The sequence below is a fragment of the Methylobacterium oryzisoli genome, assembly GCF_046557895.1.
Classification (GTDB): domain Bacteria; phylum Pseudomonadota; class Alphaproteobacteria; order Rhizobiales; family Beijerinckiaceae; genus Methylobacterium; species Methylobacterium oryzisoli.
This window is the reverse complement of record NZ_JBKIBX010000036.1, coordinates 41,954-68,503: the sequence shown is the minus strand read 5'-3', so window position 1 is coordinate 68,503 and position 26,550 is coordinate 41,954. Positions and strand designations below refer to the sequence as shown.

Annotated in this window: 25 protein-coding genes and 1 tRNA gene; 18 read left to right on the top strand and 8 right to left on the bottom strand. The window is 70.7% G+C overall.

The window, feature by feature from the left end:
* Positions 1-927 precede the first annotated feature (927 nt).
* From ACKUB9_RS26040 to ACKUB9_RS26030, 3 genes are all read left to right on the top strand, one after another.
* Positions 928-1,164, top strand: a complete 237-nt coding sequence (locus tag ACKUB9_RS26040) for a hypothetical protein (protein WP_407528651.1) — start codon at positions 928-930, stop codon at positions 1,162-1,164.
* A 198-nt stretch (positions 1,165-1,362) separates the two neighbouring features.
* The gene (locus ACKUB9_RS26035; RefSeq protein ID WP_407528650.1) at positions 1,363-1,743 is read left to right on the top strand and encodes a phage holin family protein; all 381 of its coding nucleotides are present in this window, start codon (positions 1,363-1,365) and stop codon (positions 1,741-1,743) included.
* Positions 1,744-1,871: 128 nt separating this feature from the next.
* A complete protein-coding gene (locus ACKUB9_RS26030) occupies positions 1,872-2,126 on the top strand; it encodes a hypothetical protein (RefSeq protein ID WP_407528648.1) in 255 nt (84 codons plus the stop codon).
* On the opposite strand, the gene ACKUB9_RS26025 is transcribed toward ACKUB9_RS26030, so the two are convergent.
* Together ACKUB9_RS26025 and ACKUB9_RS26020 are read right to left on the bottom strand one after the other, a co-directional pair.
* A tRNA-Pro gene (locus tag ACKUB9_RS26025) sits at positions 2,090-2,167 on the bottom strand. The two genes, ACKUB9_RS26030 and ACKUB9_RS26025, sit on opposite strands and share 37 nt — an antisense overlap.
* 161 nt (positions 2,168-2,328) lie before the next feature.
* Positions 2,329-4,965 (bottom strand): AMP-binding protein, encoded by a 2,637-nt coding sequence (locus ACKUB9_RS26020; protein WP_407528646.1) that lies wholly within the window; start codon positions 4,963-4,965, stop codon positions 2,329-2,331.
* A 471-nt stretch (positions 4,966-5,436) separates the two neighbouring features.
* Here ACKUB9_RS26020 and ACKUB9_RS26015 point away from each other — a divergent pair, with 471 nt between their 5' ends.
* Positions 5,437-5,976 (top strand): PAS domain-containing protein, encoded by a 540-nt coding sequence (locus ACKUB9_RS26015; RefSeq protein WP_407528645.1) that lies wholly within the window; start codon positions 5,437-5,439, stop codon positions 5,974-5,976.
* A gap of 129 nt (positions 5,977-6,105) precedes the next feature.
* Here the strand turns inward: ACKUB9_RS26015 and ACKUB9_RS26010 are convergent, their stop codons facing one another.
* Both ACKUB9_RS26010 and ACKUB9_RS26005 read right to left on the bottom strand, forming a co-directional pair.
* Positions 6,106-6,588, bottom strand: coding sequence for a peroxiredoxin (locus tag ACKUB9_RS26010; RefSeq protein WP_407528643.1), 483 nt, complete (start codon positions 6,586-6,588; stop codon positions 6,106-6,108).
* A gap of 94 nt (positions 6,589-6,682) precedes the next feature.
* A complete protein-coding gene (locus ACKUB9_RS26005) occupies positions 6,683-7,540 on the bottom strand; it encodes a protein-disulfide reductase DsbD domain-containing protein (protein ID WP_407528641.1) in 858 nt (285 codons plus the stop codon).
* A gap of 261 nt (positions 7,541-7,801) precedes the next feature.
* Between ACKUB9_RS26005 and ACKUB9_RS26000 the strand changes: the two genes are divergently transcribed.
* The gene (locus ACKUB9_RS26000; protein WP_407528639.1) at positions 7,802-8,434 is read left to right on the top strand and encodes a YqgE/AlgH family protein; all 633 of its coding nucleotides are present in this window, start codon (positions 7,802-7,804) and stop codon (positions 8,432-8,434) included.
* Positions 8,435-8,471: 37 nt separating this feature from the next.
* Here the strand turns inward: ACKUB9_RS26000 and ACKUB9_RS25995 are convergent, their stop codons facing one another.
* Complete coding sequence (locus tag ACKUB9_RS25995; RefSeq protein ID WP_407528638.1) at positions 8,472-9,419, bottom strand: hypothetical protein; 948 nt, start codon at positions 9,417-9,419, stop codon at positions 8,472-8,474.
* Positions 9,420-9,773: 354 nt separating this feature from the next.
* On the opposite strand from ACKUB9_RS25995, the gene dnaK reads away from it, so the two are divergent.
* The 3 genes from dnaK (at position 9,774) to ACKUB9_RS25980 (ending at position 14,019) form a co-directional block, all read left to right on the top strand.
* Positions 9,774-11,690 carry a molecular chaperone DnaK gene (gene dnaK, locus ACKUB9_RS25990; RefSeq protein WP_407528636.1) on the top strand — a complete coding sequence of 639 codons (1,917 nt, stop codon included), beginning with the start codon at positions 9,774-9,776 and terminating at the stop codon, positions 11,688-11,690.
* A 372-nt stretch (positions 11,691-12,062) separates the two neighbouring features.
* Positions 12,063-13,226, top strand: a complete 1,164-nt coding sequence (gene dnaJ / locus ACKUB9_RS25985) for a molecular chaperone DnaJ (RefSeq protein WP_407528634.1) — start codon at positions 12,063-12,065, stop codon at positions 13,224-13,226.
* A gap of 163 nt (positions 13,227-13,389) precedes the next feature.
* Entirely contained in the window at positions 13,390-14,019 is a 630-nt protein-coding gene (locus tag ACKUB9_RS25980; protein ID WP_407528632.1) for a class I SAM-dependent methyltransferase, read from the top strand.
* A gap of 4 nt (positions 14,020-14,023) precedes the next feature.
* Here the strand turns inward: ACKUB9_RS25980 and ACKUB9_RS25975 are convergent, their stop codons facing one another.
* Positions 14,024-15,079 carry a hypothetical protein gene (locus ACKUB9_RS25975; protein ID WP_407528630.1) on the bottom strand — a complete coding sequence of 352 codons (1,056 nt, stop codon included), beginning with the start codon at positions 15,077-15,079 and terminating at the stop codon, positions 14,024-14,026.
* 228 nt (positions 15,080-15,307) lie between these two features.
* Here ACKUB9_RS25975 and ACKUB9_RS25970 point away from each other — a divergent pair, with 228 nt between their 5' ends.
* The 6 genes from ACKUB9_RS25970 to ACKUB9_RS25945 all read left to right on the top strand — a co-directional run bounded on the left by ACKUB9_RS25970 (position 15,308) and on the right by ACKUB9_RS25945 (position 21,329).
* A complete protein-coding gene (locus tag ACKUB9_RS25970; RefSeq protein WP_407528629.1) occupies positions 15,308-16,621 on the top strand; it encodes a replication-associated recombination protein A in 1,314 nt (437 codons plus the stop codon).
* Between the two features lie 137 nt (positions 16,622-16,758).
* Positions 16,759-17,571 (top strand): ParA family protein, encoded by an 813-nt coding sequence (locus tag ACKUB9_RS25965; protein ID WP_407528627.1) that lies wholly within the window; start codon positions 16,759-16,761, stop codon positions 17,569-17,571.
* Between the two features lie 247 nt (positions 17,572-17,818).
* A complete protein-coding gene (locus ACKUB9_RS25960) occupies positions 17,819-19,108 on the top strand; it encodes an RluA family pseudouridine synthase (RefSeq protein WP_407528625.1) in 1,290 nt (429 codons plus the stop codon).
* 166 nt (positions 19,109-19,274) lie between these two features.
* On the top strand, positions 19,275-19,676 hold the full coding sequence (locus ACKUB9_RS25955; RefSeq protein WP_407528623.1) for a hypothetical protein: 402 nt from the start codon (positions 19,275-19,277) through the stop codon (positions 19,674-19,676).
* A 145-nt stretch (positions 19,677-19,821) separates the two neighbouring features.
* Positions 19,822-20,481, top strand: coding sequence for an HAD-IA family hydrolase (locus ACKUB9_RS25950; RefSeq protein ID WP_407528659.1), 660 nt, complete (start codon positions 19,822-19,824; stop codon positions 20,479-20,481).
* Positions 20,482-20,540: 59 nt separating this feature from the next.
* Positions 20,541-21,329: an ATP12 family chaperone protein gene (locus ACKUB9_RS25945; RefSeq protein ID WP_407528622.1), complete on the top strand. Its 789-nt coding sequence runs from the start codon at positions 20,541-20,543 to the stop codon at positions 21,327-21,329.
* 100 nt (positions 21,330-21,429) lie between these two features.
* On the opposite strand, the gene ACKUB9_RS25940 is transcribed toward ACKUB9_RS25945, so the two are convergent.
* Together ACKUB9_RS25940 and ACKUB9_RS25935 are read right to left on the bottom strand one after the other, a co-directional pair.
* Positions 21,430-21,648, bottom strand: coding sequence for a hypothetical protein (locus ACKUB9_RS25940; RefSeq protein WP_407528620.1), 219 nt, complete (start codon positions 21,646-21,648; stop codon positions 21,430-21,432).
* Positions 21,649-21,823: 175 nt separating this feature from the next.
* Complete coding sequence (locus tag ACKUB9_RS25935; RefSeq protein ID WP_407528618.1) at positions 21,824-22,114, bottom strand: hypothetical protein; 291 nt, start codon at positions 22,112-22,114, stop codon at positions 21,824-21,826.
* Positions 22,115-22,586: 472 nt separating this feature from the next.
* On the opposite strand from ACKUB9_RS25935, the gene ACKUB9_RS25930 reads away from it, so the two are divergent.
* The 4 genes from ACKUB9_RS25930 (at position 22,587) to fchA (ending at position 26,525) form a co-directional block, all read left to right on the top strand.
* Positions 22,587-23,840 carry an aminotransferase class V-fold PLP-dependent enzyme gene (locus ACKUB9_RS25930; protein ID WP_407528617.1) on the top strand — a complete coding sequence of 418 codons (1,254 nt, stop codon included), beginning with the start codon at positions 22,587-22,589 and terminating at the stop codon, positions 23,838-23,840.
* A gap of 75 nt (positions 23,841-23,915) precedes the next feature.
* The gene (locus ACKUB9_RS25925) at positions 23,916-24,854 is read left to right on the top strand and encodes a D-2-hydroxyacid dehydrogenase (RefSeq protein ID WP_410824784.1); all 939 of its coding nucleotides are present in this window, start codon (positions 23,916-23,918) and stop codon (positions 24,852-24,854) included.
* 130 nt (positions 24,855-24,984) lie between these two features.
* On the top strand, positions 24,985-25,845 hold the full coding sequence (locus ACKUB9_RS25920; protein ID WP_407528616.1) for an NADP-dependent methylenetetrahydromethanopterin/methylenetetrahydrofolate dehydrogenase: 861 nt from the start codon (positions 24,985-24,987) through the stop codon (positions 25,843-25,845).
* Entirely contained in the window at positions 25,845-26,525 is a 681-nt protein-coding gene (gene fchA, locus ACKUB9_RS25915) for a methenyltetrahydrofolate cyclohydrolase (RefSeq protein WP_407528614.1), read from the top strand. The genes ACKUB9_RS25920 and fchA overlap by 1 nt, the downstream gene beginning before the upstream one ends.
* Positions 26,526-26,550: the final 25 nt, after the last annotated feature.

Sequence of the window (26,550 nt, the reverse complement as noted above, 5' to 3'; positions counted from 1 at the left end):
CGCAGCTTCCACCGGCGGCTCTCGCCGCATAGGGTTTAAATCGGTGTCTCACAAACCGCGGGCGGTACAGGGTCACGCTGGATGACGGGCTGCCGCAATACCCGGAGAGGCCTCCCCGTTAGCGCACTCGTCCGCTCATGAGCGGCCGGAGCCCAGGGCCAGTGATGGAGCGGAGCCTGCCCGGATAACGAAGAAGGCCCCGCCACCGGGCTCTGCCGGCAGAACGGGGCCATCTCCACGGTGTGGTCTCTGTTGATCCGGTCATGGACCGGGCGCCTCGGGTTCTGCCTCCCAGCCCCGAAGTCATGAGGGCATACTACGAGGCGATCTTGAACCGTCGGCTAACGAGTGCGGTGAACGGGAGGGCAAGCTTCCTTGACGAAGCCTTGCCGTCCGCGGCGCCCCTGCTCCGAGGCAGCCTGTCTCGGCCACCCACGCCCCGCATTCGGCTCTGCCTGCGCCGTCGCCTTCGCCTGCGCGACTGCCCGCTTCTCCGCGGCCGCCTTCCGACCCTGCTGGCCGAGGCTCGTGGCGAGTGCGGAGCGCCGGGCGGCGTCGGTGGCTGCCGTCATGGGGTCGTGCGGCGGCAGACCCACGTCAGGCGGGACTCGGCCGGCATGAGACCGCGGGTGGCGAGGCGCTGACAACCGTTCGCGAACAGCCCGGGTGGCCCGCCTGGCTCAGGTGCAACTGCCGCCGACGCGCCTTGCGCGCAGCCATGTGCTTCGCCGCACATAGACAAATCAAATCAGGCTTTAGTGATCTGGATCATTCACAGGCCATTAATCCTGTGAACCGCAACATCACCCCATCAAGCGGCAGAAAAGTCCGCCAAAATCAACGATGATATCTCATCAATTGGCGCTCATATCTGCTGCTTGCTGTCCACAACGCAACCTCTCAACCGCACTTCAATGGAGAAAACCCATGCTCAAGAAGATCACGACCGCTGCCGTTCTCGGTCTTGTTGCCTTCACGGCGATGGCGACGGAGAGCTTCGCTCGCCCTGGGCACCGTTTCGCGATCTACGACGGTCAGTCCGGCAGGAAGGTCTATGACGACGGCAGGCTCGATGGTCGGGCCTGCGCGGTCGGCAAGAAGGCGATCTACAATCCCAACACCGGTCGCTTCATCACCGTCCCGGCCGCCAAGTGCAACTTCTGACAAGGCTGGTTTTACGCCGTTGGACATCGATCCGAGCGCCGGCCGGGCAGCATCCCGTGCCGGCGTTCCCATGTCCGTTGTGGAGGGCAGGGGACCAAGTACCTACGGAAGGAAGTTCATCGTCCGCCCCACGGGGTGGCGACCGGCCACGGCTCCGGAACGGATCGAGCACGGGCTCGTTGCCATGCCGACTTGCCGATGGATGCTGAAGACGACGGATCGATGGAACAGCAGGAATCCCAATCCAGGAAGTCTATTCTTCGGCTCATGCTCGAGGCCGTTCAGCAGGCGGGAGATCTCGCCATCGCAGAATTCATGCTCCTGAAAGCTGAGTTCGACACGGTCGCCAGTTCCGTCGCGGCTCTGTGCGCTTCCTTCGGCGGCGCCGCGTTCTCGGCATTCTGCGGTGGCTTCCTGCTGCTGATCGCTGCTGTGAAAGCCATAGCGTGGCTGACGGGCTCCGAGGCTGTGGGGGCCTGCATCGTCGCTGCACCGTTCGTCCTGGCGGCAGGCGGCCTCGGCTTCTGGGGCGTGAGCAAGATGCGGTCGGTTGGACGGCAACGAACGCTCGCGAACTGATCGGAGATCAGCTTCGAGCCTGCCTCCGGCGGCCATTCGCGTCGGACCCCGCAAGCCGCCGCATCCTCGCGCGGCAGCCTCTGAGAGGGCGCCGAGGGGGCGCGGATCCTGAGCAGGACGACCAGCCGATGAGTGGTGCGCTCGCGGGCGAGAGCGTCGACGGCGCTGTCGACCGGGCAGACGGCTGCACTTTGGAGGATGGGCTGCCGGGGATCGCGCGTGAGACCTGGGGACCGGACCCGATCCACTTCTATGCCCCGAACGACGATTTCAGCACCGAACTCCGCGACAAGGTCGCGCTCGTCCGCCAAGCACCTGCATCACCTGCCAAGTGCCTGAAGACGAATGGTCGGAGCGGCGGGATTCGAACCCACGACCCCTAGTCCCCCAGACTAGTGCGCTAACCGGGCTGCGCTACGCTCCGACGCCTCAAGAGGCTTGGGGCTCATAGCTTTCCGGCCTGAGCTGCGCAACCCCTTTCCGGCCTCGACCGCGACGAACCGCGGCTCGGTGCGCCCTCCGGCACCACCGTCGCCAGCCGGAGATCCCTCCAGCCATTGCCTTGCAGGCGGAGGGCGCGCGGCCCTACACTTGAGCACCGAACCAGCGGCGCAGATCCTGCGCCAGCACGTCCGCACCCGTCGCGATGCAGTAGTTGTGGTCCCCCGGCAGCTCAACGACCGTGAGATCGCGGCTGAGCCTCCGCCACGCGTGGCCCCTGTACTCTGCCGCATAGAATACGATCGGCACATCCAGGGGATCTGGCAGATATCTGGCCATGATCGGCGTGTAGACTTCATACAATTCGGACAGCGATCTGCTGGCCAGGCTCCGTTCACCTGGCATCAGGGCTCTCGTCCGGGCCAGCTTCTGAGTCCAAGGGATGTTCCACACCCTCTCGTAGCGGCTCAGCTGGTTGTAGATCCAGGCCAGTCCGGCAGGCGGGGTCAGATGTCCGGCCAGCGAGAGCGCCCATCGCATCGATGGGCGGGCGCTGATGGTCGGAGGATCGATCAGCCCCACGAACTCGACACGTCGTCCGGAGCGCGACAACAGACGGGTCACCTCGAACGCGATGAGGGCTCCCTTGCAGAAGCCCATGATTCGGCACGGTCCCTCTGGCACCCGGTCGAGGATCAGCGGCAATCGCTCCATCGCCATCTGCTCGATCGAGGGCGGGATGGCGTCGCCCTGCGAGCCATGAGGTTCGATGAGGACGATGGGCTGATCCGGCGGCAGCAGACGCACCAGTTTGGACAACAGCGCGCTGCTGCGCTCCAGATCGTCCGCAAGGAAGAAGAACAAGGGAGTCTGGCTGCCGCCCTTGTTGAATTCAGCCCAGGCCCCGGCAGGGGAGCCCTCGCGCGCGACGATGCTCCGGGCGAGATGGCGGATCGTTCCGGCCTGGACCAGGATCGTGGCCGCGACCGGGCGCCCGATCATCCGCTCGACCTCGAGCACCATCTCGGTGGCCAGCAGGGAATCGCCGCCGCTCTCGAAGAAATCATCGTCGATTGTCAGAGCGCTCGATTTGAGCAGTCTTCGCCAGATCCGAAGCAGCTCGGCGTGGAGGGCCTCAGTCTCCTCGCCAGGATCCTGAGGATCCGCGCGGACGGCCTTGTCCGCACGCACGGAGAAGGCCTGGGCCAGCTGCCGGCGCTGGATCTTGCCCGTGATGCCTTTCGGCAGGCGATCCTGGATGAGGATGTGGCGCGGAACCTTGAACGGCGCCAGGACGCCCCGAAGGAACTGGCGGAGATCGATCGGCGTGACGGAGGCGCCGGGACGAAGGACGACCGCTGCGGCCACATCCTCGCCGTAGCGCGGGTGGGGCACCGCGAAGGAAGCGGCCTCGGCGATGGCCGGATGGCCCTGGAGAGCGGCATCGACCTCGACGGGCGAGACCTTCTCGCCGCCGCGGTTGATCACCTCCGTGAGGCGTCCATGGAGCGTGAGGAAGCCGTCCTTGTCGAGGCTCCCGAGATCGCCGGTGCGGAGCCAGCCGTCGACCAGGGCGTGCCGGTTGAGGTCGGGATCGTCCAGATAGCCGGTCATCACCGTGGGGCCGCAGACCCAGATCTCGCCCTGACGGCCGTGAGGCAGCGGATGACCGTTCTGGTCGACGATCGCCACGGTTCCCGGCCAGGGCATGCCGCACGTCCCGGGCCTGCTCGCCCCGGGCGGGGGTTGGTTGGCGGCGATCTGCGCCGCTTCGCTGGACCCGTAATGCTCCAGAACCGGCACCTTCAGGACCGCCTGCAACTCCTCCCGCACCACCCGGGGGAGCGGCGCCCCTCCCGCGATGACGAACCGCAGGGCATGCTTGGCCGCCACGTCCGCTCTCGTTCCGGCCTTGTCCAGAACGGCATGGTGGAGCGTCGGTCCGGCCGAGTACCACGTCGGACGGAGCGTCTCGAACCATTCGGTCAGATCGATCGCGGCGGAATCCGTCGGGATGGCGATGCTGCCGCCGGTGAGCAGCGGCGTGAACACCGTGACCTTCAGGCCATGGGAATAGTACGGGGGCGACACGTTCAGGCAGCGGTCCCGGGGCGTGAGGCCGAACCACGCCTGCAAGCGGGCCGCTGCCGCCAGCATGTTCGCATGGCTGAAGGGGATGAGCTTCGGCCGCGCGGTCGTGCCCGAGGTCGGCAGGATGAAGGCGGGCGAGGCCGGATCCGGCTCGGTGTCGCGGCAGGGCGAACCGCGGACCTCCCCGGCCAGACCAAGCCCGAGCCGGCCGCGTCCGAGCGGCGCCGCGTCGAGGGTGGCGATCGTCTTCCGCCGGGCGATCTCGCGCGCCGCGGCGGCGTTCCCGCGCGGCAGCAGCAGGGCGTTCAGGTGCAGCAGGTCGAGACGCTGATCGAGCTCCGCCAGGGTCAGGCGCGGATCGAGCGGAACCGCGACGCAGCAGCAGGCGACAGCCACCAGGGCGAGAACCGCCTCCGGGCCGCTCGGCATCAGCACGCCGATCCGGGCGCCGCAATCGAACCCGGCGTGGCGCAGCTGCCGGCGGATCTCGCGCACCTGCCACTGCAACTCGTGATAGGTCAGGGGCGCAAAAGAGGTGGAAACGATGGCGGGCTGGTCGGGGAAACGGGCGGCGTTCCGCTCGATCGCCTGACCGAGCGTGAGGCGGGTTCCCGGTTCCGTGCCGTCACTGGGAGACGGGGCGCCGGCGTGGCCATGGGCGCGAGCCGATCTCTCATTCTCTAGAAGCATTTACTCATCCCTGCTTCGGCACTCCGAGGCATTCGGCCATGACGCAGCCATCACGCAGCCGTGGAACGGAGCGGTCAGCCTGAACGAAGCCCCAGCGCTCCGACAGCGACCCAAAGGGGCTAGGGAGGAACCAAGGAGGATGAGCCCGATCCTCGGGGCCCGCGGCACGGGAGCGGTTGCAACCGCGGAGCACCGGGACCGGTCGGCCGCTCGGGCTTCGATCGCACCGGCGGGCGGGCCGTGGCGGAACGCCCGGCAAGGGAGAGGGCCGCACGCGAGCGCTCGCCTGAGTCTTCGCCCGGACCCAGCTGCCACGGCATCGGTGAAGAGAAATCGAAGATCAGCCGTAACCCCGTCTCAACCAAGGCCGGTCCCTTCATCAGAGGACCGGCCGTCGTCGCGGACGATCGTCTTGCGGCGCAGCGGAATCAATGCCTAGGGTGGCGGCCTGATCTTGGCAGGAGCGGCGGGATGCGGGGACGGAGGGGAGTCGCCCGGACTGCCGGATCGTCGAACGGGGAGGTCACGAGCCGCGTCGGCGTGTGGGATTGGGCGATCCGCGAGGACCGCCTGTCCGCCGACGAGGTGGTAGCGGAGCTGTTCGGCCTCGACCCGGAGGAGATGGGGGCCGGGATCCCGTTCGAGCGCTGGATGCACATGGTCCATCCGGACGACCGCGGCCAGATGCGGGTCCACCTCGCGCGCACGCGCGGCCCGTTCCGGTCGGAGTACCGCACCTGCTCGCGGGACGGCTCCTCCCGGCGCGTGCAGGTGCAGGGCCGGTTCTACCGCGACGCGCAGGGCCGGCCGGTGCGCTCGTCCGGCACGGTGCTCGACATCACCCAGCGTCCGGGCGATCCGGGGCGCGCCCTCGACGAGGCTGCCGACCATTGCATGGCCGCCCGCTTGGCGGTGGCGCGCATCGACGCGCCGCTGGTGCGCCGCCTCCTCGACATGACGCTGATCGAGATCGGCCGGGCGCTGGCGCAGCAGGAGGAGCGGCGGCACTGATCGCCGCCGCCCGCGTCGGCCCGCCGCATCGAGACCCTGGCGGCTCCGTTTCCGAAGATCCGCCAAGAGATTCCCAAGCCTTTGGCCCCGAACTCTCGCGTCCCACCCGTGGAAGCGGGCGTCGGCGTCTCAGAGGGACTTGAGCAGCGCCTCGGCGCTGGAGACCTCGGCCTTCGAGGGGCTGTCCTCGACGTTGAGGGCGCGCACGACGCCGTCCTCGACCAGCATGGCGTAGCGCTTCGAGCGGACGCCGAGGCCGAACCCGGTCCCGTCCATGTCGAGGCCGAGCGCCTTGGCGAAGTCGCCGTTGCCGTCGGCCAGGAACTCGATGCCCTCGGCATCCGTCTGCTTCGACCACGCGTCGAGCACGAACACGTCGTTGACGGCGGTGACCGCGATGGCGTCGATGCCGCGCCCGAGGATCTCCTGGCGCTTGGAGACGTAGCCCGGCAGGTGGTTGCGGTGGCAGGTGGGCGTGAAGGCGCCCGGCACCGCCACCAGCACGACCCGGCGCCCCTTGAACACGTCGTCGGTGGTCTTGGCGGCGGGGCCGTCCGGCGTCATCACGCGGAAGGTGGCCTGGGGCAGGTGGTCGCCTACCTGGATCGTCATCGCTGCTCTCCTGATGGGGAGGATCATGCCGGCGGTGCCGTCCAGTTCGCACGGGCCGCCGTCGCGCCGCGTCAGCCTCCCGGGCGGGCGATGCTTAGCGCGGCCATTCCCGGGTGTCGAGGTGGGCCTCCGCCGTCACCGGGCGCATGCCGGGGCTGGACAGGGTCAGGTTCAGCGGCAGGGTGTCCGGGGCGGCGGCCGGGCGCTCCAGGACGGGGATGCGAAACAGCACGGTGCCGGGCGCCTCGGGGCGCGGCCGGGGCGGGGGCATCAGCAGCCAGCCCGGCGGGGCCGAGACGAACAGGTCGGCCTGCTCGCCGTTCGGCACCCGCGCCCGCACCGCGACGAAGAGCTTGCCGGCGAGCCCCGGGGGTTCGGGCACGGCCCCCAGCACCGTGAGTGCGCCCTCGCCGAGCCGCACCGGGCGGGGCGCGGCCGCCACCGCCTCCGCCACCCGCGGGTCTCCCACCGCGGCGGCATCGGCCGGCAGCGTCATCGAGAGATCCGCCCGGACCGGGATGCAGATGTCGTTGCACACGCCGTAATCGAGGCGCAGGCGCAGGCCCACCGGGCTCGCCGGATCGGCCGGCACGACCCGGATCGGCAGCACGACGCGGTCCTCGTAGCCGAACACTACGTCCCCCGCCTCCTTCATCCGCCGGGGCACCGGCCAGAGCACCTCGACCGAGGCGGCGTTGCGGGTGGCCGACCAGTCGACGGCCGGCGGCATGCCGGACTCGCCCGGGTCGCGCCAGAAGGTCTTGAACCCGCGATCGAGGACGATCTCCAGCCCGGCGTAGCGCACGCCGTCCGCCTGTCCGCCCGGGATCAGCCGGGCGCGGGCGTGCAGGCCGGTGGCCCAGGGGGAGGCCGCGCCCGCGGGGCCGGGAGACCCCGCCAGACAGGCGGCCAGGCAGAGGCTGACGAGGAGGCCGGCAGGAAACTGGATCATGACCGTCAGCGATTCATGGCCTTCTCGCGCATCCCGACCCGCGCGGCGCCGCGCCCGCGGCCGCCCGGCTCCGTCACGATCGGGTCTGGTACGGGCAGAAGCGTATCAGCAGGAATCGGACCAGGGCGAGAAACGATCGCGTGACCGGCCCCCATGTTCCCTCGCCGCGCGTTCTCCTCCCGGAAGAGAGGGCGCCGGAAGAGAGGGCCTGTGGGCGTTTGGAGGATGGACAATATGAGGGCCGGGGGTAGCATGATCCCTATGCGCAGCCGAACCGACCACGACCACGCGACGAGTCCGGAGGGAGCCCCCGCCGCGACCTACCTCGACGGGCAACTCCTCGTCGCGATGCCCGGCATGGCCGACGAGCGGTTCGCCCGGTCGGTGATCTATCTCTGCGCGCACTCGGCCGAGGGCGCGATGGGGATCATCGTCAACAAGGCGGCGGCGGACCTCAACATGCCGGATCTCCTGGTCCAGCTCGACATCATCGGGCAGGCCGACGCGATCCGCCTGCCGAACCGGGTCGGGCACATGCCGGTGCTGATGGGCGGCCCGGTGGAATCGAGCCGCGGCTTCGTGCTGCATTCGCCCGACTTCCACATCGACCAGTCGACGCTCCTGATCGACGAGGGCATCTGCCTCACCGCCACCGTCGAGATCCTGCGGGCGATCGCGGCCGGCACCGGGCCGTCGAGCGCCGTGCTGGCGCTCGGCTACGCGGGCTGGCAGGCGGGTCAGCTGGAGAGCGAGATCCAGGCCAACGGCTGGCTGCACTGCCCGGCCGACCCGGAGCTGATCTTCAACGCCGCCCTCGACACCAAGTACGACCGGGCGCTGCGGGCGATCGGGATCGAGCCGGCGATGCTCTCGATGAGCGCGGGCCACGCCTGAGCGCGGCGGCGCCCCCGGCGGGGGCGCCCGATCGGCCTCACTCCGGCCCGGCGGTGTCGAAGCCGGGGTTCATCCCGTCCACGGGCGGGCGGCGGCGCGGGGTGCGCGGCGCGGCGCTGGCGGTCGGGGCCGCGCTGGTGGCGATGCCGAGCCGCGTGGCGAGCGCGAGCGCCCGGGCCTCCGAGAAGCGCAGGTGGCAGTAGCCGTGCACGCCCTCGCGGGCATAGGCGCGGCACATCTGCTCGCGCTCCGAGGAGAAGGCGGCCTGCTCGGCGACGATGGGGCGGACGTCCTCGCGCCGCGCGCGCTGGGTGAGCACCTTGTAGTTCTCCCGCACGGCCTTGTCGGTGGTGCCGCGGGCGGAATCGAATTCCTGGGCGCGGGGCACCAGGGAGGCAGGCCCCGGCCCCCACAGCCCCTTGGGCCGGACCGCGCAATCGGCGGCCTGGAACACGCAGGTGTCCGGCTCCGCGCCCGTCGTCACCATGACGCTGCCGTCGAGGATCTCCAGGCGCAGCGGGCAGACCGGATCGGAGGCGGCGAGCCGCGTGACGCCGTTCGGGCGCCCCTGGTCGGCCAGCGTCATGGGCGCGCCGCCCGAGAGCGGCACCCGGCAGGATTCGGTGGGCTGCGAGACCTTGATGCCGGCCAGCGTGATGCGCGCGCTCAAGGCCCCGCCCTGCGCCCGCTCCAGGCGCAGCGAGCCGTCGCTGCCGTTCTGCTGCAGGTCCTGCCCGATCACGCTGTCGTCGCTCGGGGCGCGGATCACCACGGGCTTCGGGGGCGGCGGCGGCGCCGGGGCGGGGCGAGGTCCCTCGGGCGGCACGTCGATCGGGGCGCTCGGCGGCGCGGCCCGGGGCGGAGGCTGCCGCGCCCGCCCGATGCCGAAGAGCTCCTCGAAGAACGACTGGGCCGAGGCCTGGGTCGAAACCTGGGCCGGGACCGCCGCCAGGACGAGAGCGAGGAGGAGGCGGGACGGCTGCATCAGACTCCAAGGGCGACAGCGGGGGCGGAATGCACGCTTCCTCGTACCATGCGCCCCGTGGCGCGGACGTGGCAAGGGCGCAACGATCTCGTGGCGCCTTGGCGGTCGAGGCGCGGCCCTGCGGGACGCCGCGGCCTGTAGGGCCGCCGCGGCCCCGGCCTCGCCTTGCGGGGTCCTGGCAGCGTTCTTATATCGCGTTCGGCGCGGGCGCCGCCACCGACCTTCGCTTCCCTCATCCGAACCGAGGTCCGGCCGGATCCCGCTCCGCACCATGATTCACGTCAAGTACCGCCATGGGCCGAGCTGCTTCGGGGCTCGGCGGTCTGCTTAAAAACATCAACGAGGGATCCCACCATGGGTAAAGTCATCGGCATCGACCTTGGCACCACGAACAGCTGCGTGGCCGTGATGGAAGGCACGCAGCCCAAGGTCATCGAGAACGCGGAAGGCGCGCGCACCACCCCGTCGATCGTCGCCTTCACGGACGACGGCGAGCGGCTCGTTGGCCAGCCGGCCAAGCGCCAGGCGGTCACGAACCCCTCGCGCACCTTCTTCGCGATCAAGCGTCTGATCGGGCGGACCTACGACGACCCGATGACGCAGAAGGACAAGGGCCTCGTGCCCTACGCCATCACGCGCGGCGGCAACGGCGACGCCTGGGTCGAGGCGGACGGCAAGCAGTACTCGCCCTCCCAGATCTCCGCCTTCACGCTGCAGAAGATGAAGGAGACGGCCGAGGCCCATCTCGGCACGCCGGTCACGCAGGCCGTCATCACGGTCCCGGCCTACTTCAACGACGCCCAGCGCCAAGCCACCAAGGACGCCGGCAAGATCGCCGGGCTCGAGGTGCTGCGCATCATCAACGAGCCGACGGCCGCCGCGTTGGCCTACGGCCTCGACAAGAAGAAGTCCGGCCTGATCGCGGTCTACGACCTCGGCGGCGGCACCTTCGACGTCTCGATCCTGGAGATCGGCGACGGCGTGTTCGAGGTGAAGTCGACGAACGGCGACACCTTCCTGGGCGGCGAGGACTTCGACAACCGCATCGTCGAGTACTTGGCGGCCGAGTTCAAGCGCGAGCAGGGCATCGACCTGACCAAGGACAAGCTCGCCCTCCAGCGCCTCAAGGAGGCGGCCGAGAAGGCGAAGATCGAGCTGTCCTCGGCCACCCAAACCGAGATCAACCTGCCCTACATCACCGCCGACGCGAGCGGCCCGAAGCACCTGGCGCTCAAGCTCAGCCGCGCCAAGTACGAGTCGCTGGTCGACGACTTGGTGCAGCGCACCATCGAGCCGTGCCGCAAGGCGCTCAAGGACGCCGGCGTCTCGGCGGCCGAGATCGACGAGGTGGTGCTGGTCGGCGGCATGACCCGCATGCCGAAGGTCCAGGAGCAGGTGAAGACCTTCTTCGGCAAGGAGCCCCACAAGGGCGTCAACCCGGACGAGGTCGTGGCGATCGGCGCGGCCGTGCAGGCGGGCGTGCTCCAGGGCGACGTCAAGGACGTGCTGCTCCTCGACGTGACCCCGCTGTCGCTCGGCATCGAGACGCTCGGCGGCGTGTTCACCCGGCTCATCGACCGCAACACCACCATCCCGACCAAGAAGTCCCAGGTCTTCTCGACCGCGGAGGACAACCAGAACGCGGTCACCATCCGGGTCTTCCAGGGTGAGCGCGAGATGGCGGCCGACAACAAGCTGCTCGGCCAGTTCGACCTCGTCGGCATCCCGCCGGCCCCGCGCGGCCTGCCGCAGATCGAGGTGACCTTCGACATCGACGCCAACGGCATCGTCAACGTGACGGCCAAGGACAAGGCGACGGGCAAGGAGCACCAGATCCGCATCCAGGCCTCGGGCGGCCTGTCCGACGCCGACATCCAGCGGATGGTGCAGGAGGCCGAGGCCAACGCGGCCGAGGACAAGAAGCGCCGCGAGATCGTCGAGGTTAAGAACCAGGGCGAGAGCCTGATCCACGCCACCGAGAAGTCGGTGAAGGAGTACGGCGACAAGGTCTCGGAGGCCGACAAGGGCGCCATCACCACGGCCATCGACGCGCTGCGCCAGGCGCTCGGGGCCGAGGACGTCGAGACCATCAAGGCCCGCACCACGGACCTGATGCAGGCCTCGATGAAGCTCGGCGAGGCAATGTACGCGGCGAGCCAGACCGCCGGCCCCGAGGCCGGTGCGCAGGCCGAGGGCCAGCCGAAGAAGGACGACGTCATCGACGCCGACTTCCAGGAGGTCGACGACAAGGACCAGAAGAAGCGGGCCTGATCCGGGGTCCGGTGCGGCCGGGGGATTCCCCCGGCCGCTTATTTCGGCGCGGGGAACCCCTCTCCCGTGCGGGAGAGGGGCAGGGGTGAGGGTCCCGGTGGGACCGCAGTGAAACACGGACCATAGTGAGGGGAGCGCAACAGCTCAGAACTCACTCCGGCCAGTGGTGCTGGTAGCGGGCGCCGTTCCGCCTTCTTGCTGATCCCTCCCGGGACCCTCACCCCTGCCCCTCTCCCGCACGGGAGAGGGGATCCCGCGCAGAATGCTGAAACGTGGCATTGGTGGAGACCGCATCGGTCCCCGTCGTCTTGAGACGACGGGGACCGCACGTGTATCCGGGTGATCGTGGCCCAGGGGGCTCGGGGACGGGGAATGTCGAAGCGCGACTATTACGAGGTGCTGGGCGTCGCCAAGACGGCGAGCGAGGGCGAGATGAAATCCGCCTTCCGCAAGCTCGCGATGGCCTATCACCCCGACCGCAACCCCGGGGACAAGGAAGCCGAGATCAAGTTCAAGGAGGTCAACGAGGCCTACCAGACTCTCTCGGACGGGCAGAAGCGGGCGGCCTACGACCGCTTCGGCCACGCCGCCTTCTCGCAGGGCGGGGCGGGCGGTCCGGGCTTCGGCGCCGATTTCGGCGACTTCATGTCGGACATCTTCGACACGTTCTTCGGCGACGCCCGCGGCGGCCCGGGGGCGGGCGCGCGGGCCGGCCGGCCGGGGGGCGGGCGCGAGCGCGGCGCGGATCTGCGCTACAACCTCGAGATCAGCCTCGAAGAGGCCTTCACCGGCAAGACCGAGACGATCCGGCTGCCCACCTCCGTGACCTGCGAGGTCTGCGCGGGCTCGGGCGCCAAGGCCGGCTCGAAGCCGCGCGCCTGCCCGACCTGCGGCGGCTACGGGCGGGTGCGGGCGGCGCAAGGCTTCTTCGCCATCGAGCGCACCTGCCCGAACTGCCAGGGCCGGGGCGAGATCATCGACGACCCCTGCGCGGCCTGCGGCGGCGCGGGCCGGGTGACGCGCGAGCGCACGCTGTCGGTCAACGTGCCGGCGGGCGTGGATGACGGCCTGCGCATCCGGCTCGCGGGCGAGGGCGAGTCGGGCCTGCGGGGCGGGCCGGCGGGCGACCTCTACATCTTCCTGTCGATCAAGCCCCACCCGTTCTTCCAGCGCGACGGGGCCGATCTCTTCTGCCGCGTGCCGATCTCGATGGTGACGGCGGCGCTCTCGGGCGAGATCACCGTGCCGGTGATCGACGGCTCGCACACCACCGTGCGCATCCCGGCCGGCACCCAGACCAACAAGCAGTTCCGCCTCAAGGGCAAGGGCATGCCGGTGCTGCGCTCGCGCGACGTCGGGGACCTCTACATCCAGGTCTTCGTGGAGACGCCGCAGAACCTCACCAAGCGCCAGCGCGAGCTGCTGCAGGAGTTCGACCAGCAGGGCACGGGCGTCGACAACCACCCCGAGAGCGCCGGCTTCTTCAGCCGCGTGAAGGAGTTCTTCGACGGCCTGAGCGGATCGGGCCGCGCCTGATCCCGTGAACCGCCTGCCCGCTGCCGCGTTCACGCATGCATCCGCCCAGGTTCCCTCGTCCCGCAGCCCGGGACGGCCGGTACCGAGCCGGCTCCAGGCTTGACGGCAGCGCACCTTTGGTCGACAGCCGTCCGTCACCGCGTGATTTAAGGGTCTGACCGTCTTGCCCTTGCCCCGCCGATCCACCGCGAAAGCCATCGCCCTGTCGCGCTTCGCGGACGAGCGCCGCGACCTGTTCGAGGACGAGGCGCGCTTCCTGCGGTCGTGGTTCGAGCGTCCGCTGGTGACCGGGGCGGTGACCCCCTCCGGCCGGCTCCTCGCCCGCACGATGGCCTCCTACGTCGACCCCGGCCTGCCCGGGCCGGTGATCGAACTCGGCCCCGGCACCGGCCCGGTGACGGACGCGCTGGTGCGCCGCGGGGTCGAGCCCGAGCGGCTGGTTCTGGTCGAGTACAATCCCGATTTCTGCGAGCTGCTGCGCCGCCGCTTCCCGCGCGCCACGGTGCTGCGCGGAGATGCCTACCGGATGCGCGAGACGCTGCGCGGGATCGTCTCGGAGCCCGCCATCGCCACCATCTCCAGCCTGCCGCTCTTCACCAAGCCCCTGGAGCAGCGCCTGGACCTGCTGGAGGAGGCGCACGACCTGATGCACCCGAGCGCGCCCTTCGTGCAGTTCACCTACGCGGTGGTGCCCCCGATCCCGGCCCGCTCCTCGCGCTACACCGCGAGCCGCTCCAACAAGGTCTGGCTGAACCTGCCGCCGGCCCGCGTCTGGGTCTATCGGCGGCCCTGAGCGGTCAGGCCGCCGGCCCCACGGCCCATTGCTTCTCCACCGCCGAGTAGACCTTGTCGCTGAGGTCGAAATCCATCGCCACGAGGTCCGAGACCGCCGAGAGGCTGGCCAGCGCATCGGCGAGCGAGGCCACCTCCGCCGGGATCGGACGCTCGGGCGGCGGCGCGATGTCGAGGCCGAGCACGTCGAGCATCGTGGCCGCGTAGGCGTCCCAGAAGCCCCGGTGGCCGATCACGTCGAAGCGCGACAGGTTCTGGATCGCCGCCTGCCAGTGCTCCGGGCGCAGCACCTCGTCGGGCTGCATGCTGGCGAGGTGACGGGTGAGGGGGTTGGCCAGCCACTGGAAGGTCGGCGTGTCGATGCGCGCGAAGGCCTTGCGCAGGGCGACGGGGTTGGCGAGGTCGAGTTCGGCGGCGAAGAGGCAGGGCTCGCGGAGGTGCTCGGTGCGCCAGCGCTGCGTCTCGTCCTGGGCGGATTCCGCCGCCCGGCGCAGCCACAGGATCCGCCGGGCCAGTTCGACGTAGGGATCGGCGATCAGGATCGTGGAGAGGTACTTGCGCTGGCGCAGCACCTCCTCGTAGCGCTGGTAGAGCACGCCGCCGTAGATGAAGACGGACTCGGTGTAGTGCAGGTCGATGACGCAGCGCAGCAACTCGTGCGGGATCGACTGCACGCCGAAATACGATATCTGGAACTGGCCGAACAGGGCGTCGCGCAGCGGGTTCTCCTGCGCGACCGTGTAGTCGAGGCCGAGGAGCCGCACGTCCTTCTGCGGCGCCGGGATCCGGCGGTAGAGCAGAAAATTGGTCTCGCAATCGTAGATCTCGACGTGGTGCGCCGCGCCGAGGCCCGGACAGACCGCCTCGGTCACGTCGAAGCCGCACAGGCCGGTCGCGTGCCAGCCCCATTCCTTGATGTTCGCGAACTCGACACCCGCCTCGATCTCGATCGCCGCGCCCCGGTCGAGCATGATCCGCACCCGCGGGGTCTGGCGCATGTCGTTCGGCGTCACCCAGAACAGCAGGTGCGCCGGATCCAGGACGTTCATGAAATACTGCATATCGGGTGTCGTCCGGTCCGCTCGCGGCAGGGGCTATCATGATCGGGAGGCAAGGTCAATTTAAGTATATCTTTGTAAATGATCTGTAACTCAGCAGATCATGGGCGATTTCCATTGGCAGCGAATGCGCATCCGAACGCTCGGCCGGGACGGGCGGGCGGCGCACCGGCTGTTGAGACCCGGCGCCCGGACCTTGCGGGATGCCCGCCGCCGGGTGTTGATGCGGGGATGGCCGACCTCTTCGCCTCCGCCGGGCTCGACGCCGCCGCGCCCCGGCCGCTCGCGGACCGCCTGCGCCCGACCCGGCTCGCCGAAGTGGTGGGGCAGGAGCACCTGACCGGAGAGGGCGGGGCGCTCACGCGGCTCCTGCGGGGCGGCAGCCTCGGCTCGCTGATCCTGTGGGGACCGCCCGGCACCGGCAAGACCACGGTGGCGCGGCTCCTGGCCCGCGAGACGAACCTGCATTTCGAGCAGATCTCGGCGATTTTTTCCGGGGTGGCGGAGCTGCGCCGCGTGTTCGAGGCCGCCCGCGCCCGGCGGGCGACCGGGCAGGGCACGCTGCTGTTCGTCGACGAGATCCACCGTTTCAACCGCGCGCAACTCGACGCCTTCCTGCCGGTGACGGAGGACGGGACCGTGACGCTCGTGGGCGCCACGACCGAGAACCCGTCCTTCGAACTCAACGCCGCGCTCCTGTCCCGGGCGCGGGTTCTGGTCTTCCGCGCCCTCGACGAGGCGGCGATCGCCAAGCTCCTCGACCGGGCCGAGGCCCTGACCGGGCGCCCGCTCCCCCTCGACCCCGAGGCGCGCATCGTCCTGATGCGCATGGCGGACGGCGACGGGCGCGCCGCGCTCACGCTCGCCGAGGAGGTCTGGCGCTCGACCGGGCCGGAGGAGACCCTGGATGCCGCCACGCTGCAGGATCTGATCCAGCGGAGGGCTCCCGTCTACGACAAGGCGCAGGAGGGGCACTACAACCTCATCAGCGCCCTGCACAAGACGATCCGCGGCTCGGACCCGGACGCGGCGCTCTACTATCTCTGCCGGATGCTGGACGCGGGCGAGGACCGCCTGTTCATCGCCCGGCGCCTCGTGCGGGCCGCCGTGGAGGATATCGGCCTCGCCGACCCGCAGGCCCTCGCGGTGGCGAACGCCGCCAAGGACGCCTTCGACTTCCTCGGCTCGCCCGAGGGCGAACTCGCCCTGGCGCAGGCGGCCGTCTACCTCGCGACCGCGCCGAAATCGAACGCGCTCTACACCGCCTACAAGGCCGCGACCCGGACCGCCAAGGAGCACGGCTCGCTCCCTCCGCCGCGCACGATCCTCAACGCGCCGACCAAGCTGATGCGCCGCCTCGGCTACGGCGAGGGCTACCGCTACGACCACGACGAGCCCGACGCCTTCTCGGGCCAGGATTACTGGCCCGAGCGCCTCGACCGGCAACACTTCTACCGCCCGACCGAGCGCGGCTTCGAGCGCCGGATCGCCGAGCGCCTCGCGTGGTGGGAGGCCGAGCGGGCGCGGCGGCGGGAGGAGGATTGAAACCGGAGTGACGATGCGTCAACCATCCCGCTCTACGGTTCGACGGCGGACCCGCCGAATCAGGGTCGATCCTCGATGATGCCACGCCCCCGATCCCTCCTCCCCGCCAACACGGCCGGCCCGGCATGAGCGCTCGCGTGCTGTCGATCGCCAACTGCAAGGGCGGCACCGGCAAATCGACCACGGCGGTGAACCTCGCGGCGGACCTCGCCCCCGACGGCTACCGGGTGCTGGTGGTCGACCTCGACCCGCAGGGGCATGCCGGGCTCGGCTTCGGGCTCGCCGCGCGCCTCGGGGCGGGGACCGCGCACGCGCCCCTGCTCGGGCGACGGACCGACCTCTCGCAGGCGATCCAGCGCAGCGCGCCGGACGGGGTCGACCTGCTGCCGGCCGACCGGAGCTTCGACGGGCAGATCGCGGGCGACGACATCCGCTGCCTCGCCGCGGCGCTCGATCCGCTCAAGGCCGCCTACGACCTGATGCTCCTCGACGTGCCGCCCGCCGCCGCCGCGCTCACCGTCTGCGCGCTGATGGCGAGCGACGGCGTCATCGTCCCGACCACCCTCGACCCGCTGGGCCTCGAAGGCGTCCGGCAATTCGCCCGCTCCTATCACGGCCTGATGCTGCGCCACGGGGCGGCGGCGATGGGCATCGCCGTGGCGCCGATGCGCATCGACCTGCGCACCACCGTCGAACGGGAGGTGCTGGGGCAGTTGCGGCTCCATTTCGGGCCGGGGCAGATGGTGCGCGGGGTGCGCACCGACGTGGCGGTGAGCGAGGCCTTCGCGCGGCGGATGCCGGTGCGCCGCCACCGCGCCCGCACCCGGGCCGTCGAGGATTTCCGCGGGCTCGCCGCGGACGTGGTGCACCGCTTCGCGGTGGCCGAGGCCGATCCGCTGCCGGCCGCCCCGGGCCGCATCGAGGGCTTCGTGCGCGCGCCCTGGGCCTGAGGCGCACCGCCGGCCACGCGCCCCGCATCTTTTTTCGCCGCCGAACCGGTGACCATTCCGGCGAAAGATGCTTAGAGCTGCATCCGATCGCGTGGCGGTCGGATGCAGCTCTAAGGTCTTGCATTCCCGCGCTCTCTTACGCCGAACCGGCGTCCCCTTCGGCGGAGAGCGCTCAGTCCTTGTTTTTCCGCGCTCTCTCGCGCCGAACCGGCGTCCCCTTCGGCGGAGAGCGCTCTAGGAGCCGGGCATGAACGGAAAACCTCCCTCCCGCGGCGGCCGGCCGCGTCCCGGCCCGGCCGGGCGGGCGCGCACGGGGCCGCGCAACACCGCGCGCGACGCCGCCGAGCGCGCCGCCGGCGGACGCGACATGAGCGACGCCTCGCCCTGGGAGCGCCGCGAGGAGCGGAGCGCCCCCCCGGCCGCCCCGAAGGCCTCCCGCAAGCCCGCCGTCCGCGCCGCCGCACCGGCCCGGCCGCCGCGCCCCGAGCCCGCACCGGGCCCGACCCGCCGGGAGCTGCGCGCCGCGACCTCGGCCGCGCTCGCCACGGGCGTGCAGACCCTGGAGGTCACGCCCGACGAGGCCGGGATGCGGATCGACCGCTTCCTCTCGGCGCGCTTCCCGCAACTGCCCTTCACGCGCATCCAGAGCCTCGTGCGCAAGGGCGAGTTGCGGGTGAACGGCAAGCGCGCCAAGGCCGCCGACCGGGTCGAGCCCGGCGCGAGCGTGCGGGTGCCGCCCCTGACCCTCGACCCCAAGCCCGCCGGCCCGAGCCCGGCACGGGCGGAGGGCGACCTCGCCTTCCTGCGCTCCCTGGTGCTCTACGAGGACCAGGACATGATGGTCCTCAACAAGCCCTTCGGCCTCGCGGTGCAGGGCGGCTCCGGCACGACGCGCCACGTCGACGGGCTGCTGGAGGCCCTGCGCACGCCCGACGGGCAGAAGCCGCGCCTCGTCCACCGGCTCGACAAGGACACGGCCGGCTGCCTCGTCATCGCCAAGACGCGGCTCGCGGCGGCGACGCTCGCCAAGACCTTCCGGTCGCGGGCGGCGCGCAAGATCTACTGGGCGCTGGCGGCCGGCGTGCCGCGGGTGCGCCAGGGCCGGGTCTCGACCTACCTCGCCCGGGAGGAGACGGCCGAGGCCGACGCCCGCATGCGGGTGGCCCAGCACGGCGACGAGGGGGCGAGCCACGCGCTGACCTACTACGCGGTGGTCGATCAGGCGGGCCAGAAACTGTCCTGGCTCTCGCTGAAGCCGGTGACGGGGCGCACCCACCAGCTGCGTGCCCACGCGGCGCATATCGGGCATCCGCTGATCGGCGACCCGAAATACTTCGACATCGAGAACTGGGAGCTGCCGGGGGGCCTGCAGAACCGCCTGCACCTGCTGGCGCGCCGCATCGTCATCCCGCACCCGCGCACCAACCGCCCGGTGGACGTGACCGCGCCGCTGCCGCCGCACATGGCGCAGAGCTGGAACCTGCTCGGCTTCGACGCGAGCCGCTACGACCCGATCGTCGAATCGCCGGAGGCCTGAGACGGCCCCCGGCCAGGTACCCTTGTGAGAGGTCCTTGGCAGGGGCGATTGCGAGGGGCCTTGGCACGGCTCGGCCGCGCCTTATTCTCACGGGCGGTCCCCGGCCCGTCGGACGCGTTCCCCGCCTTCCCTTACGTCCAGCGATCCTCCCGGAGTTCGCCCGCTCATGAGATCCGTCGCGCTCGCCTGTCTCGGCCTCCTCGGGCTCGCCGGTGCAGCGCTGCACCCGGCCGCGGCGCAGACCCCGCCGGCCGCGCAGAAGCAGTCTCCCGCACAGGCCGCGCCCGCTGCACCGGCGGCCTCGCAGGCCGCACCCCCGGCTCCCCAGCCGGCCCCGCCGCAGGCCGCGGCGCCGGGGCAGCCGCCCCAGGCTCCCGCACCCGGCGGCGTGCGGGGCGAGGGCAAGGCGGCGCCGCAGCGGGTGCGCCGCCGCAACTCCTACGCGGCCTGCAACCGCGCGGCGCAGCGGCGCAATCTCAAGGGCGGCGGACGGCGCCGCTTCCTGATCCGGTGCCGCCTGGGCTATGAGCGGATCCAGCCCGGGAATCCCGCCCGCAGCCGCCCCTGAGGGGACGGCCGGGCACCCCGGCGGCTTGAGCATGATCCGATCGCTTTGCGATCGGATCATGCTCAAGCTTTTGATAGTGTCGCATTTTCTGCGACGAACCGGTGGCCACTTCGTCGGACAATGCTGTAGCGGACGGGCCGTGCGCGTGACCCTCATCGTCTTCGATGTCGACGGGACCCTGGTCGACAGCCAGCACCTGATCGTGGCGGCGCAGGGCGCCGCCTTCGCGGCCGTGGGCCTGCCGGCCCCGAGCCGCGAGCGGGCGCTCTCGGTGGTCGGCCTCTCGCTGCCCCAGGCCTTCACGGCGCTGGTCGGGGCGGACGGGCCGGTGACCGCGCTCGCCACCCACTACAAGGCGGCCTTCGGGCGGCTGCGGGCCGAGGCGGCCCTGCGCGAGCCCCTGTTTCCGGGAGCCGCGGACCTCCTCGCGCGCCTGCACGCGGCGCCCGACGTGAGCCTCGGCATCGCCACGGGCAAGTCGCGCCGCGGGGTCGACCACCTCGTCGCCACCTACGGCTGGGAGGGCTGGTTCAGCACGATCCAGACCGCCGACGACGCGCCCTCGAAGCCGCATCCGGCGATGCTGGAACAGGCAATGACGGAGGCCGGGATCGGCCCGGCCGAGACGATCATGGTCGGCGACACGACCTACGACATGGTAATGGCGCGCGGCGCGCAGGTGACGGGCATCGGGGTGAGCTGGGGCTACCACGAGACCGACGCCCTTCTGACGGCGGGCGCGCTCCAGGTCGTCGGCAGCTACGCCGAACTCGGCGCCGTCCTCGACGCCCGCCGGCGGGCCTGACGGCCCGGGACCCGACGACACCGCTCGCATCCCGCGGTCCGGCTTCCTATCTCGCCCTCATGAGCGACGACACTCTTCGCGATTGGCTGGGCGAGCCCCGCCAGCCCTCCGATCCCCTCCGGGCAGCCCGCGAGGCGAGCCGGCCGCCCCTGCCCAAGCGCTTCTACGCCGAAGCCGGCGTCACGGAAGCCGAGGACGGGCACCGCCTCGTCCTCGACGGGCGACCGGCCCGCACGCCCGGCCGCCGGATGTTGGCCGTGCCGCAGGCCGCGCTGGCCGAGGCGCTGGCGCAGGAATGGGGGGCGCAGGGCGAGGTGATCGACCCGAGCCGGATGCCGCTCACGCGCATCGTCAACACGGCCCTCGACGGCGTGGCCGCGCAGGCCGAGGCGGTGGCGGCCGACATCGCGGCCTATGCGGGCTCGGACCTGCTCGTCTACCGGGCCGGCGATCCGGAGCGCCTCGTGGCGCGCCAGTCGGCCGCCTGGGATCCGGTGCTCGATTGGGCGCGGCAGGCCCTTGGCGCACGCTTCACCCTCAGCGAGGGCGTGATGCACGTGGCGCAGCCGGAAGGCTCCCTCGCCGCGGTGGCGCGGGCGGTCGGGGCGGTGGACAACCCGCTCGCTCTCACGGGCCTGCACGTGATGACGACGATGACCGGATCGGTCCTGCTCGCCCTCGCGGTGCTGCACCGCCACCTGACCGCCGAGGCGGCCTGGGAGGCGGCCCATGTGGACGAGACCTTCCAGGCGAGCGTCTGGGGCCGCGACGAGGAGGCCGAGGTGCGGCGCGCCGCGCGCAAGGTCGAGTTCGATGCGGCGGCGCGGCTGGTGGCGCTCACCGCCTGACAGCTAAGCATCAGTCGCCGACGTGGTCACCGGTTCGGCGGCGGACATGATGCACCAGCAAAATCCTGAGCGGACTTGCCCCGTACAAGTCTGCGCAGGGTCACAGCGCCTCGGCGAACGCCACCTCGCCCGCTTCGGGCGGGGCGGTCCGGGGTGCGTCGCGCACGGTCACGACCGCCAGCGCCGTGGCGAGGAGGAGCAGCGCGACGCCGAGCAGGGGAGACGACCGGTCGCGCGCCTGCAGCTGCACCGCCCGCACCACCGCGCACACCAGCATGATCCCGGCGGCCGACAGGAGAGGGGATAGGTGCGCGGGCATGAGGCGGTCCGATCTCGATCGGCGCCCATCCTCGCGGCCAATGGTTGCGGAAACATCACCCGAAAGGGGTAGAATGGCGGGATCGCAGCCCCCGCCAACCGGTATCATCCGGATGAGGCCGGCCCGATGCTCCGGCCGGCCGCTCTCGGCCTAGTCACCGTCACTCCTTGCGCCGTCACTCCTTGACGGTGCCGGTGGCGATGTCGGCGTTGGGATCGAGCGACGACGGCACGCGGGTGCCGAAGGCGACGAGGCCGCTCATGCCGACGTCGCGCACGTCGGACTCGGCGCCGGGCGCCATCCGGGGCAGGGCGGCGAAGAGCGGCATGCCCTTCGGCACGCTCTCCGAGAAGCCGACCACGTCCAGGGGCATGATCCCGGCTTCGGTCAGCGCCGCATCCCCGGCCTGCGCCGCGCCGGCGCCCAGGGACAGGATTCCTGCCACGACGAGAGACTTGACCAACATGTCCGGTCCTCCGCTTGATGCTTGTGCCTTTGGTCAATGCGTGACGGGCGAAATGGTTCGCCGCCCTCTGCTCGCCCAATACTGAAGAGGCGGGATCCGGCCCCGACGGCGCCGGCCCGGAAGGGCCGGGCGGCGGATCGCTCGGACAAGCGCTTGGGCCAAAGTACAAATTCCAATTTTTTGAACGAGAAAGAAAGTTTTTTCAGTTTTCCTTCCAGTCCGCCGCCACCCATAGTCCGGCCAACACGGAAGGGCGGTCGGCGCCGGGTCTCGTTCGCGGCCCGCCTCCCGTGAGAGAGAACGACGAACGGACGGGACGGCTCAAGGATCTTCGGCGGCGACCAAGCGGGACGCCGCGCTCCGGCACGCCTTCCGTCCTTCCGGCGCCGCTCAAGGCGGCCGCCCGGCTTTCCCCCGCGAGCCCGGCACCGGGTCTCGATGCATTGAGACGTGAAGGACACTGGAGGCTATCATGGCAGGATCGAGACGGCCGGGTCGCAACTTCCTCTTCGTGCCGGGGCCGACCAACGTGCCGGAGCGCGTGCAGCGCGCGATGATCGTGCCGATGGAGGACCATCGCTCGTCGTCCTTCCCGGACCTGACGCTGCCGCTGTTCGAGGACATGAAGAAGGTCTTCAAGTCCAAGGACGGGCAGGTCTTCATCTTCCCGTCCTCCGGCACCGGCGCCTGGGAGGCGGCCCTCACCAACACGCTCTCGCCGGGCGACCGGGTGCTGGCCTCGCGCTTCGGCCAGTTCAGCACGCTGTGGATCGACCTCGCCCAGCGCATCGGGCTCGAGGTGGTGATCCAGGACGAGGAATGGGGCACGGGCGCCGATCCCGACCGGATCGAGGAGGCGCTGCGCGCCGACCGCGAGCACCGCATCAAGGCGGTGATGATCGTCCACAACGAGACCGCCACCGGCGTGACGAGCGACGTCGGCGCCGTGCGCCGGGCGATCGACGCGGCGGGCCACCCGGCCATGCTCTACGTCGACGGCGTGTCCTCGATCGGCAGCATCGACTTCCGGGCCTCCGAGTGGGGCGTGGATTGCGCCATCACCGGCTCGCAGAAGGGCCTGATGCTGCCGGCGGGCCTCGGCATCGTCTGCGTCAGCCCCAAGGCGCTCGCCGCCTACAAGACCGCCGAGTGCCGCCGGGTCTACTTCGACTTCGGCGACCAGTCGAAGGCCAATGCCACCGGCTACTTCCCCTACACGCCGGCCCTGCCGCTGCTCTACGGCCTGCGCGAGTCGATGCGCTGCCTGTTCGAGGAGGGGCTGGAGCGGGTGTTCGAGCGCCACCGGGTGCTGGCCGACGGCTGCCGCGCCGCCGTGAGCGCCTGGGGCCTCACCCTGTGCGCCAAGGACCCGAAGTGGAACTCCGACACGGTGAGCGCCATCATGGTGCCCGAGGGCATCAACGGCGCCGACGTGATCGACATCGCCTTCCGGCGCTACAATCTCGCGCTCGGCGCCGGCCTGTCCAAGGTCGCCGGCAAGCTCTTCCGCATCGGTCACCTCGGCGACCTCAACGACCTGATGCTGCTCGGCGCGCTGGCGGGCGCCGAGATGGCGATGCTCGACGCGGGTATCAAGATCGAGCCGGGCAGCGGCGTCGGGGCCGCGCAAAAACACTTCCGCGAGACCATCCTGGCCAAGGACCGGCGCCCGAGCGAGGCGGGCATCTTCGACCGCAACCACTCCGACGGCGTCGTCCGGGCGTGAGGAATCCGCCGCGGGTCTGGTATGGCGGACCCGCGGCCCCGCTTCCCGCACGAGGCCAGCCCGGAGACCCCACGCATGTCCCACACGATCGTCTTCCTCGACCGCGAGACGCTCGATGCCCAGGTGCGCGAGTTCAGTTTCCCGCACACCTACAAGGAGTACGACGTCACGGCGCCCGACCAGATCGTCGAGCGGCTGGCCGACGCCGAGATCGCGATCGTCAACAAGGTGCCGATGCGGGCCGACACCCTGCGGCAATTGCCCAAGCTGAAGCTGATCGCGGTCGCCGCGACCGGCACCGACATCGTCGACAAGGCGGTGGCCAAGGAGCAGGGCATCACGGTCGTCAACATCCGCAACTACGCCTTCAACACCGTGCCCGAGCACGTGGTCGCGCTGATCTTCGCGCTGCGCCGCGCCATCGTGCCCTACGCCAATTCGACTCGCCGGAGGGATTGGAACAAGTCGCGCCAGTTCTGCTACTTCGACTATCCGATCCGCGACATCGCGGGCTCGACGCTCGGCATCGTCGGATACGGGGCGCTCGGCAAGTCGATCGCCAAGCGCGCCGAGGCGCTCGGCATGAAGGTGATCGCCTACGACGTCTTCCCGCAGGAGGGGCTGGTCGACTTCGAGACGATCCTGCGCGAGAGCGACGTCATCACGCTGCACGCGCCGCTGACGCCTGAGACCCGCAACATGATCGGGCGAGAAGAGTTCGCGAAGATGAAGCGCGACGCGATCCTCATCAACACCGCCCGGGGCGGGCTGGTGGACGAGGCGGCGCTCGCCGAGGCGCTGCGGAACGGCACCATCGCGGGGGCGGGCTTCGACGTGCTCACCACCGAGCCGCCGGTGGACGGCAACGTGCTGCTCGACCTCGACCTGCCGAACCTGATCGTCACGCCGCACGTGGCCTGGGCGAGCAAGGAGGCGATGCAGATCCTCTCCGACCAGCTCGTCGACAACATCGAGGCTTTCGTGGCGGGGCGTCCGCAGAACGTCGTGGAATAGGGCGCGAAGGCGCTCGAACACGGGAGCCGGGGAGGGCGGGCGCCAGGGCGCCGCCGGCCGCCCGGAGGAACGCACGCCGCGCGAGCGGCCAGGGCAAGCGCCGCGCGAGCGGCCAGGGATCATGAGTGAGATGAAGAAGCTTCTGTTCCAATTCGACACCGACGCCATGCCGAGCGTGTTCGACACGGTGGTGGGCTACGACGGCGGGGCCGATGCCATCACGGGCTACGGCAACGTGACGCCCGACACCGTCGGCGCGCTCGTCGACGGGACGATCTACACCCGCGGCGGCTCGGAGAAGAAGTCGACCGCGATCTTCGTCGGCGGCGGCAACATGGCGGCCGGCGAGGCGGTGTTCGAGGCGGTCAAGAAGCGCTTCTTCGGGCCCTTCCGGGTCTCCGCCATGCTGGACTCGAACGGCTCCAACACCACGGCGGCGGCGGGCGTGGCGCTGGTCGCCAAGGCGGCCGGGTCGCTGAAGGGGAGCCGCGCGGTGGTGCTCGCCGGCACCGGCCCGGTCGGCATGCGCTCGGCGGCGCTGCTCGCCCGCGAGGGCGCCGAGGTGGTGCTCACCGGGCGCTCCAAGGCCAAGGCCGAGGAATCGGCCCGCGCGATCGAGACGCGCTTCGGCGTCGCCGTGCAGGCGCTCGAAACCGCCGATGCCGGCGCGCGCGCGGCGGCCGTGAAGGGCGCCCACGTGGTCTTCTCCGCCGGCGCCATCGGCCTCGAACTCCTCCCCGAAGAGGCGTGGCGGAACGAGGCGAGCATCCAGTTCCTCGCCGACTACAACGCCCAGCCGCCGCTGGGCTTCGGCGGCATCGAGGCGATGGACAAGGGCAAGGACCGGCACGGCAAGAAGGCCTTCGGCGCGCTCGGCATCGGCGGGCTCAAGCTCAAGCTGCACCGCGCCTGCGTGGCCAAGCTGTTCGAGAGCACCGAGTCGCTCCTCGACGCGGAAGAGATCTACGCGCTGGCGAAAGAGATGGCGTGATGGCCGAGCACGACACCAAAGCGGCGCCCGGGACGGCCGCGGCGCCCGAGACGGCCGCGGCGACCGAAACGGTCGCGGGCTTCCTCGACGGGCTCGCGAGCGAGCAGCCCACCCCCGGCGGCGGCGGGGCTGCGGCGATCTCCGGCGCCATGGGGGCGGCGCTGGTGTCGATGGTCTGCAACCTGACCATCGGCAAGAAGAAGTACGCCGAGGTCGAGGAGGAGCTGAAGGCGCTCCGCGACAAGGCGGAGGACTTGCGCGCCACCCTCACCGGCATGATCGCCGAGGACGTCGCGGCCTTCGACGCCGTGATGGGCGCCTACGGCCTGCCGAAGGCGAGCGACGCGGAGAAGGCGACCCGCGCGGAGGCGATCCAGGTCGCACTCCGGCAGGCCACCGACGTGCCGCTCGCCTGCTGCCGCGCCTGCCGGGAGGTCATCGACCTCGCGGCGGTCGCCGCCGAGAAGGGCAACCTCAACGTGATCAGCGACGCGGGCGTCGCGGTCCTGTCGGCCGCCGCGGGCCTGCGCAGCGCGGCGCTCAACGTCTACGTGAACGCCAAGGCGATGACCGACCGCGACTTCGCGGAGGGACGCCTGCGCGAACTGGAAAGTCTTCTCTCCGGGACCGATGCCCTGACCGAGAAGACCTACGATGTTGTCAAAGCAAAATTGAGCTGACCGGCCGCTCCCGGCGACAGCCGGG

What these genes read in the sequence shown, in the direction of transcription:
- ACKUB9_RS26000 (WP_407528639.1), top strand. Translation starts at nt 7,802, where the DNA reads ATGCGCAGCCGAACCGACCACGACCACGCGACGAGTCCGGAGGGAGCC.
- ACKUB9_RS25930 (WP_407528617.1), top strand. Translation starts at nt 22,587, where the DNA reads ATGGCAGGATCGAGACGGCCGGGTCGCAACTTCCTCTTCGTGCCGGGG.
- ACKUB9_RS25940 (WP_407528620.1), bottom strand. Translation starts at nt 21,648, where the DNA reads ATGCCCGCGCACCTATCCCCTCTCCTGTCGGCCGCCGGGATCATGCTG.
- ACKUB9_RS26005 (WP_407528641.1), bottom strand. Translation starts at nt 7,540, where the DNA reads ATGATCCAGTTTCCTGCCGGCCTCCTCGTCAGCCTCTGCCTGGCCGCC.
- ACKUB9_RS26040 (WP_407528651.1), top strand. Translation starts at nt 928, where the DNA reads ATGCTCAAGAAGATCACGACCGCTGCCGTTCTCGGTCTTGTTGCCTTC.
- ACKUB9_RS26015 (WP_407528645.1), top strand. Translation starts at nt 5,437, where the DNA reads ATGCGGGGACGGAGGGGAGTCGCCCGGACTGCCGGATCGTCGAACGGG.
- ACKUB9_RS25920 (WP_407528616.1), top strand. Translation starts at nt 24,985, where the DNA reads ATGAAGAAGCTTCTGTTCCAATTCGACACCGACGCCATGCCGAGCGTG.
- fchA (WP_407528614.1), top strand. Translation starts at nt 25,845, where the DNA reads ATGGCCGAGCACGACACCAAAGCGGCGCCCGGGACGGCCGCGGCGCCC.
- ACKUB9_RS25995 (WP_407528638.1), bottom strand. Translation starts at nt 9,419, where the DNA reads ATGCAGCCGTCCCGCCTCCTCCTCGCTCTCGTCCTGGCGGCGGTCCCG.
- ACKUB9_RS25970 (WP_407528629.1), top strand. Translation starts at nt 15,308, where the DNA reads ATGGCCGACCTCTTCGCCTCCGCCGGGCTCGACGCCGCCGCGCCCCGG.
- ACKUB9_RS25955 (WP_407528623.1), top strand. Translation starts at nt 19,275, where the DNA reads ATGAGATCCGTCGCGCTCGCCTGTCTCGGCCTCCTCGGGCTCGCCGGT.
- ACKUB9_RS25935 (WP_407528618.1), bottom strand. Translation starts at nt 22,114, where the DNA reads ATGTTGGTCAAGTCTCTCGTCGTGGCAGGAATCCTGTCCCTGGGCGCC.
- ACKUB9_RS25925 (WP_410824784.1), top strand. Translation starts at nt 23,916, where the DNA reads ATGTCCCACACGATCGTCTTCCTCGACCGCGAGACGCTCGATGCCCAG.
- dnaJ (WP_407528634.1), top strand. Translation starts at nt 12,063, where the DNA reads ATGTCGAAGCGCGACTATTACGAGGTGCTGGGCGTCGCCAAGACGGCG.
- ACKUB9_RS26010 (WP_407528643.1), bottom strand. Translation starts at nt 6,588, where the DNA reads ATGACGATCCAGGTAGGCGACCACCTGCCCCAGGCCACCTTCCGCGTG.
- ACKUB9_RS25975 (WP_407528630.1), bottom strand. Translation starts at nt 15,079, where the DNA reads ATGCAGTATTTCATGAACGTCCTGGATCCGGCGCACCTGCTGTTCTGG.
- ACKUB9_RS25960 (WP_407528625.1), top strand. Translation starts at nt 17,819, where the DNA reads ATGAACGGAAAACCTCCCTCCCGCGGCGGCCGGCCGCGTCCCGGCCCG.
- ACKUB9_RS26020 (WP_407528646.1), bottom strand. Translation starts at nt 4,965, where the DNA reads ATGCTTCTAGAGAATGAGAGATCGGCTCGCGCCCATGGCCACGCCGGC.
- ACKUB9_RS25945 (WP_407528622.1), top strand. Translation starts at nt 20,541, where the DNA reads ATGAGCGACGACACTCTTCGCGATTGGCTGGGCGAGCCCCGCCAGCCC.
- dnaK (WP_407528636.1), top strand. Translation starts at nt 9,774, where the DNA reads ATGGGTAAAGTCATCGGCATCGACCTTGGCACCACGAACAGCTGCGTG.
- ACKUB9_RS26035 (WP_407528650.1), top strand. Translation starts at nt 1,363, where the DNA reads ATGGATGCTGAAGACGACGGATCGATGGAACAGCAGGAATCCCAATCC.
- ACKUB9_RS26030 (WP_407528648.1), top strand. Translation starts at nt 1,872, where the DNA reads ATGAGTGGTGCGCTCGCGGGCGAGAGCGTCGACGGCGCTGTCGACCGG.